Source organism: Rhizobium sp. AC44/96 (genome assembly GCF_001692185.1).
Lineage (GTDB): Bacteria > Pseudomonadota > Alphaproteobacteria > Rhizobiales > Rhizobiaceae > Rhizobium.
Genome location: NZ_LXKO01000030.1, coordinates 417,348 through 423,928 on the forward strand (window position 1 = coordinate 417,348; position 6,581 = coordinate 423,928).

5 protein-coding genes are annotated in these 6,581 nt (G+C 59.4%); 4 read left to right on the top strand and 1 reads right to left on the bottom strand.

Going from position 1 to position 6,581, the window contains the following annotated elements; all coding sequences use genetic code 11:
- Positions 1 to 4: 4 nt before the first annotated feature.
- From A6U87_RS21675 to A6U87_RS21690, 4 genes are all read left to right on the top strand, one after another.
- The gene (locus tag A6U87_RS21675; protein WP_065693360.1) at positions 5 to 2,713 is read left to right on the top strand and encodes a sensor histidine kinase KdpD; all 2,709 of its coding nucleotides are present in this window, start codon (positions 5 to 7) and stop codon (positions 2,711 to 2,713) included.
- Positions 2,710 to 3,402: a response regulator transcription factor gene (locus A6U87_RS21680; RefSeq protein ID WP_065693361.1), complete on the top strand. Its 693-nt coding sequence runs from the start codon at positions 2,710 to 2,712 to the stop codon at positions 3,400 to 3,402. Before A6U87_RS21675 ends, A6U87_RS21680 begins: the two co-directional genes overlap by 4 nt.
- Before the next feature lie 24 nt (positions 3,403 to 3,426).
- Positions 3,427 to 3,882, top strand: coding sequence for a PTS sugar transporter subunit IIA (locus A6U87_RS21685; protein ID WP_065693362.1), 456 nt, complete (start codon positions 3,427 to 3,429; stop codon positions 3,880 to 3,882).
- 196 nt (positions 3,883 to 4,078) lie between these two features.
- Positions 4,079 to 5,500 (top strand): ISNCY family transposase, encoded by a 1,422-nt coding sequence (locus tag A6U87_RS21690; RefSeq protein WP_065693363.1) that lies wholly within the window; start codon positions 4,079 to 4,081, stop codon positions 5,498 to 5,500.
- Positions 5,501 to 5,506: 6 nt separating this feature from the next.
- Here A6U87_RS21690 and A6U87_RS21695 read toward each other — a convergent pair whose 3' ends face one another.
- On the bottom strand, positions 5,507 to 6,244 hold the full coding sequence (locus tag A6U87_RS21695) for a hypothetical protein (protein ID WP_065693364.1): 738 nt from the start codon (positions 6,242 to 6,244) through the stop codon (positions 5,507 to 5,509).
- Positions 6,245 to 6,581: the final 337 nt, after the last annotated feature.

Here is a 6,581-nt window from a genome sequence, read left to right on the forward strand (position 1 = left end):
AGTCATGCCGGAAGACAGCCGCGACAAGGTTGGCAGGCCCTCACCAGACGCACTGCTTGAGAAGGCGCGACAGGAGACCCGCGGCCGGCTAAAGATATTCCTCGGAGCCGCTCCCGGCGTGGGCAAGACCTATGAGATGCTCGAGTCGGGCCGCGCCAAGCTGTCCGACGGGGTCGATGTCGTGATCGGGGTCGTCGAGACCCATGGCCGCAAGGAAACCCAGGCGCTCGTCAGCGGCTTCGAAGTCGTCCCCCGCATCAAGGTCGACTACAAGGGCCATCCGCTCGAGGAAATGGATATCGACGCGATCCTTGCCCGTCGGCCAGACCTCGTGCTCGTGGATGAGCTTGCCCATACGAACGCCAAGGGCAGTCGCCATCCGAGGCGCTATCTCGATGTCATGGAACTGCTGGACCGTGGCATCGACGTCTATTCGACGCTGAATGTCCAGCATGTCGAAAGCCTTAACGATGTCGTCTCGCAGATCACACGCATCCGCGTACGCGAAACTGTGCCGGATTCGATCATCGACATGGCCGATGACGTCGAGATCATCGACCTCACGCCCGATGATCTGATCAAGCGCCTGCATGACGGCAAGGTCTATGTTCCGAAGACAGCCGAATGGGCTCTGACCAATTACTTCACGCCTGGAAACCTGACCGCACTGCGTGAGCTCGCCTTGCGCAAGACTGCACAGCGGGTCGACGACCAGCTCCTGAACCACATGCAGGCACACGCCATCGCCGGCCCCTGGGCTGCAGGCGAGAGGGTTCTTGTATCGGTCGATCAGCATCCACGCTCGGCCTCGCTTGTGCGCTACGCATCCCGCATGGCTTCGCGCCTCCGAGCCCCATGGGCCGCCGTCTATATCGAGACCAACCGCTCGATCAGCCTGACGGAATCGGACCGCGACACGATTGCCGCGACGCTGCGGTTGGCTGAACAGCTCGGCGGGGAGGCGATCACCATCCCCGGACGAGAAGTCTCCGAAGAGCTTGTGCGGCACGCCGCTGCCAACAACGTCACGCATATCGTGATCGGCGCACCGAGCAAGCCGACTTGGCGTGATTGGCTTCACCGTTCGATTGCCGACGATCTCATCAGGAGGTCAGGCAACATCAGCGTGCATGTGATTTCCGGCAGCGAGAGGGAAGGGGCCGCTGCACGCGGTGTAAAGGCCGCGCCATCCGCTCCCGCATTCGACATCTATGCCTATCTTGCCGCGACGGTCTATGTAGCGATCGCGCTTGTGGTCGGCGTGGTCCTCGACCAGGTCCTGGATGTTCGCAACCTAGCCCTTGTCTTCCTGATGGCGGTCCTGACATCCGCTGTCATCCACGGGCTTCGGCCGGCGCTTTACACCTGCATTCTCAGTGCGCTGTCCTTCAACTTCTTCTTTCTGCCGCCCCGCTACACGCTGACAATCAGCGATCCGGAGAGCGTGCTGGCACTGTTCTTCTTCCTCGGCGTCGCCGTCATCGCCAGCAATTTGACCGCAACGGTCCAGCGACAGGCCGCCGCGGCGAGACAACGCGCAAGGACGACGGAAGATCTCTACGTCTTCTCGAAAAAGCTCGCCGGCACCGGGACACTGGATGATGTGCTTTGGGCAACCGCCTTCCAGTTGGCGTCCATGCTCAAGGTTCGCGTCGTCCTGCTGCTTCCGGAAGACGGGACCATTGCCGTCAAGGCCGGATATCCACCTGACGACACGCTCGACGACGCAGATATTGCCGCCGCGCGCTGGGCTTGGGAGCACAACCATGCCGCCGGTCGCGGTGCCGATACGCTGCCGGGCGCGAAACGCCTCTACGTGCCGTTGCGGACCGGTCGAGCGGCCGTCGGCGTCATCGGCCTCGACAATGACCGGCGCGACGGGCCCTTGCTGACGCCCGAGCAGCAACGGCTGCTGGATGCATTGGCCGACCAGGCAGCGCTTGCGATCGAACGCATCCAGCTTGTGGCAGATGTCGACCGCGCCAAACTTGCCGCCGAAGCCGACCGCCTGCGCTCCGCTCTTCTGACCTCGATCTCGCATGACCTGAAAACGCCGCTGGCGGCTATTCTCGGTGCCGCGGGCACCCTGCGCGACTATCGCGATTCCATGCCGCAAGAGGACCAGTTGGATCTCCTGTCGACCATTGTCGACGAGTCAGAGCGCCTCAATCGCTTCATTGCCAACCTGCTTGATATGACGAAGATCGAATCCGGGGCAATGGATCTGAACCACGCATTGCACTATGCCGGCGACATCGCAGGGAGCGCATTGCGGCGAGCCGCGAAGATTCTTGCGCACCACAAGACCGTCATGACGATTCCCGAGAACCTGCCGATGGTTCGCGTCGATCCCGTGCTGCTGGAGCAGGTGTTCTTCAACCTGCTGGACAACGCCGCGAAATACGCCCCGCAAGGCTCCTCCATCCGTATCGAGGGGAGGGCAGACGCCTACAGTGTCGCAATACAGGTTTCAGACGAGGGGCCCGGCATTCCGCCGGCGGATCTCGAACGTGTCTTCGACACATTCTATCGCGTGCGCAAGGGCGACCAGGTTCGTGCGGGAACGGGCCTCGGCCTGTCCATCTGCAGAGGTTTTATCGAGGCGATGGGCGGCACGATCACGGCAGGAAATCGCTCCGACCGATCGGGCGCGGTGTTCACAATACGCCTTCCAAGGCCCAATGAAATTCCAAAACTGGATGAGCTCAAATGACCGGTTCAGCCGTGAAGATCCTCGTCGTCGACGACGAACCTCCCATCCGCAAGCTTCTGCGCGTCGGCCTCACCGCACAGGGCTATGAGGTACAGGAGGCATCAAATGCCGCTACCGCGCTCCAGGCCGTGAAAGACGATCTGCCCGACCTGATCGTGCTCGATCTGGGCCTGCCGGACAAATCCGGCCATGAAGTGCTGCACGAATGGAGAGATGCGGGCCTCACCTTGCCGATCGTCATCCTTTCCGGCCGTACCGATGAGACCGGGATCGTCAACGCGCTCGAAGCAGGGGCCGACGATTATCTGACAAAACCGTTTGGCATGAACGAGCTTGGCGCCCGGCTGCGGGTCGCGCTGCGCCACCGCCTGCAGCAGCAGGGCGAGCGGGCGATCTTCCAGACCGGCGGGCTCTCGATCGACCTCGTAAAGCGCATCGTCAAGATCGACGGGCGGGAGATCAAGCTCTCTCCGAAGGAATATGACATTCTGCGGGTGATGGCCCAGCATGCCGGAAAGGTGCTCACGCACCAGTTCCTTCTGAAGCAGATATGGGGACCGGCGGCCGACGTGCAGTATCTCAGGGTCTATGTCCGGCAGCTTCGGCAGAAGATCGAAACCACTCCCGACCAGCCTCAATACATCCTCACCGAGACCGGTGTCGGCTACCGACTGACCGAACCCACCTGACATCCGCAATGAATGGAGCCATACATGCTCTTGAGCGACTGCTTGCCGCTAGAGAACGTCGTCGTCAATCTTTCTGCCTCATCCAAGCGGGAGCTGATCGGCAAGCTGACCGACGTCGCCGCCCGCAAGACTGGGGCTGACGCAGCCGCGATATTGAAAGCCATCACGACCAGGGAAGAACTGGGCTCAACCGGCGTGGGCAACGGCGTTGCCATGCCCCACGCGGCAGTCGCAGGCCTCGATGCATCCTTCTGCATGTTCGTCCGCCTTCCGAAACCCGTCGAGTTTGAAGCCGTCGACGACGTGCCCGTGGATCTCGTCGTGCTGGTCCTTACACCAGCCATCAGCCAAGGCCAGAATCTGAACGTCCTATCGTGTGCCGCCCGGAGGCTCCGCGATTGCAACGTCTTGTCTGCAGTTCGAACTGCCCGAAGCGCCGAGGAAGTTTTTCTGGTCCTCACGAATGAGCAGGTTAGTTAGCCCCAAACGGGCTGCGTTCAAATGTTCCATAACACAGATTACGCAATCCGTATCTGTAAGAGCTATTTAGTAATGCGACAGTTGGGCCAGTTAGAGATGCGACAGTCTCGCCTTTCGACGCACTGGTCAAATTCAACGTTGGGAGCAAGGATGACGATCTTCAGCCTGGTCGAGACCATGAACGGTCGGAGTCGTGATGTCTTGTTTGATCACCATGTCGCAGAAAGAGTTGCATCGTCTTGAACTTATCCAGAAGATCCGTGACCAACGCCTAAGCGTTGTCCAGGCTGCCGAACGGCTCGACCTCAGTCGAAGTCAGGTCCATCGGCTGCTGCGGGCCTATGACCGGGATGGTCCGGCCGGCCTTGTTTCAAAGAAGCGATCACGACCAAGCAACCGGCGCCATAGCGAAGAGTTTCGCAATGCGGTGCTGGATCTGATCCGCGAGCGCTATCTGGATTTCGGTCCGACGCTGGCACGCGAGAAGCTGCTCGAGTTGCACCAGATCTCGGTCGCCAAGGAGACGCTGCGGCAATGGATGACCGAGGCTGGTATCTGGATTTCGCGTCGTGAACGCAAGAAACGGGTTTTCCAGCCACGTGGTCGGCGCGACTGCTTTGGCGAACTGGTGCAGATCGACGGATCGCATCACTGGTGGTTCGAGAACCGCGGCCCCAAATGCGCCCTGCTCGTCTATATCGATGACGCCACCGGCAAGCTATTGCACCTGCGTTTCGCCGGATCGGAGAATACGTTCGACTATCTGCATGCGACAAAGGATTATCTGCAGCAGTGGGGCAAGCCGTTGGCTTTCTACAGCGACAAACATGGTGTCTTTCGATCGACGCATCCGTCGAAGAAGGACGGGACAAGCGGTCTGACGCAGTTCGGCCGGGCGCTTTATGAGCTCAACATCGATATCATCTGCGCCAACACCCCTCAGGCCAAGGGTCGGGTGGAACGTGCCAACCAGACATTGCAGGATCGGCTTGTGAAGGAATTACGGCTTCGCGGCATTGATACGATCGAAGCTGCCAATTCCTATGCGCCTGAGTTCATTGCGGATTTCAACACTCGCTTTGGCAAGCAACCACGCAATCCAAAGGACATGCACCGACCGCTGGCCAACCACGAGAACCTCGATGGTGCCATGTACCGGAAGGAAGTCCGCACGCTGTCGCAATCTCTGACGCTACGCTACGACAAGGTGCTGTTCATTCTCGATCCGACCGAGATTTCCAGGCCACTGGCTGGCCAGAAAGTGATCGTCTGCGACTACCCGGACGGACGGCTCGAGATCATGCACGAGAGCTTTTCCCTGCCCTACAGGACCTTCGATACGTTGCGCTCGGTGCATCGTGCGGAGGTCGTCGACAACAAGCGGCTGGACGACATGCTGTCGATCGTCGCCGAGTTGCAAGCCGGCCGAGAACAGCAACGCAGCAAGAGTGGTCCCCGACGCACCGGGCAGAAGGATCATATGTTTGGCATTCGCGACGGTAGCACCGCCAACGGTTATCAGAAGCGGGGACGCAAGCCGAGGACAGATTACATGAACAATCCGGCGGTGATTGCACGGCGAGAGAAAGCGTTATTGAGGCAACCAGCGGCGGAATAAAGATCGTCAGTGCACGCCGATGTCGCTTTGCGTATCCGATTCCAGCTGCAGGCATGCGGACCAAAGCGGTGTCTTGTGGAAGGATCCGTCCTGGAAGAGTGTGAGGCCCTCTCTTGCTTCATAGAGCAAGCCGAGCCAGCACAAGCGCTGTAAGACGCCGTATTTTAGATCGGATTTCAGCTTCCAGGCCTCCAGGGTCATTTCGGTTTCCGAAAGAGGCGCCAGATCTGGATAGAGGATTTTCACAACCTCCATTGGCGTGCAACCTTCTCTGGCCTTGATATTGAGAAGATTGAGGAACATGCGCCACCAGCGCAACCGCGCTTGCACCTCCTCTTCCCGTTCGGTGGCGTGGATGTAGGAATAGAGATAATCCGTGGCGACCAGATCGAAGAAGGCGTTAGGGTTCACCAGAAACTCGCGACCGCGTCTGGTTGGCAGCAGCAAATCCTTTTTCCGACGAAGCAGCTTCAGATGATGGGTCATGTCGCGCACGACCCAGAGCGGCGGCATGTCGCGTTCATTGAGCACCTTGTGCATGCTGTAGAGGTCTTCGGCTGTAAAGTCGGGCCAGAGGAAGTTAACAGCGGCCCAATGCACGAACTTGCGGTTCATGGCGCCGGTTGCCGTCAATCCTATGCCGCCCTCACCGTCGGCATAGGCAACAGCAAGAAGCATGCCGCGAACGAGTGGTGACAGCGCGGCGACATTGACGTCACCCTGCAGTTTGATTTCCGGAAGCATCGTGTGACTTTGATCCCTACCCCGCCCCTATGCAGGTACGCACGAGTATCAGCCGGAGACGGAACAATTGCTACTGAGAAAGCTAAAGCCGAAGAGGAGCATCATCCCCCGCCCCCGCTCCGCCCTTACAACCCGGCCCAGCCGGCCGGATCGGGGGCTGATCGTCAGAGCCAGTGTCGCATTTCTAACTGGCTGACAATATCGCAGCCCTATTCAGCTTTGACAGACGCGAGCGATCGGTACATTCTATTTCCAAGTGCGACATGCCAATGATTTCAACGGCTTCACTTTGGAGATTTTGGCATGTCCCGATGCTATACGCAGCTTGCTCTCGCCG

Coding starts and splice junctions, on each gene's coding strand:
- A6U87_RS21675 (WP_065693360.1), top strand. CDS start 5: ATGCCGGAAGACAGCCGCGACAAGGTTGGCAGGCCCTCACCAGACGCA.
- A6U87_RS21680 (WP_065693361.1), top strand. CDS start 2,710: ATGACCGGTTCAGCCGTGAAGATCCTCGTCGTCGACGACGAACCTCCC.
- A6U87_RS21685 (WP_065693362.1), top strand. CDS start 3,427: ATGCTCTTGAGCGACTGCTTGCCGCTAGAGAACGTCGTCGTCAATCTT.
- A6U87_RS21690 (WP_065693363.1), top strand. CDS start 4,079: ATGTCTTGTTTGATCACCATGTCGCAGAAAGAGTTGCATCGTCTTGAA.
- A6U87_RS21695 (WP_065693364.1), bottom strand. CDS start 6,244: ATGCTTCCGGAAATCAAACTGCAGGGTGACGTCAATGTCGCCGCGCTG.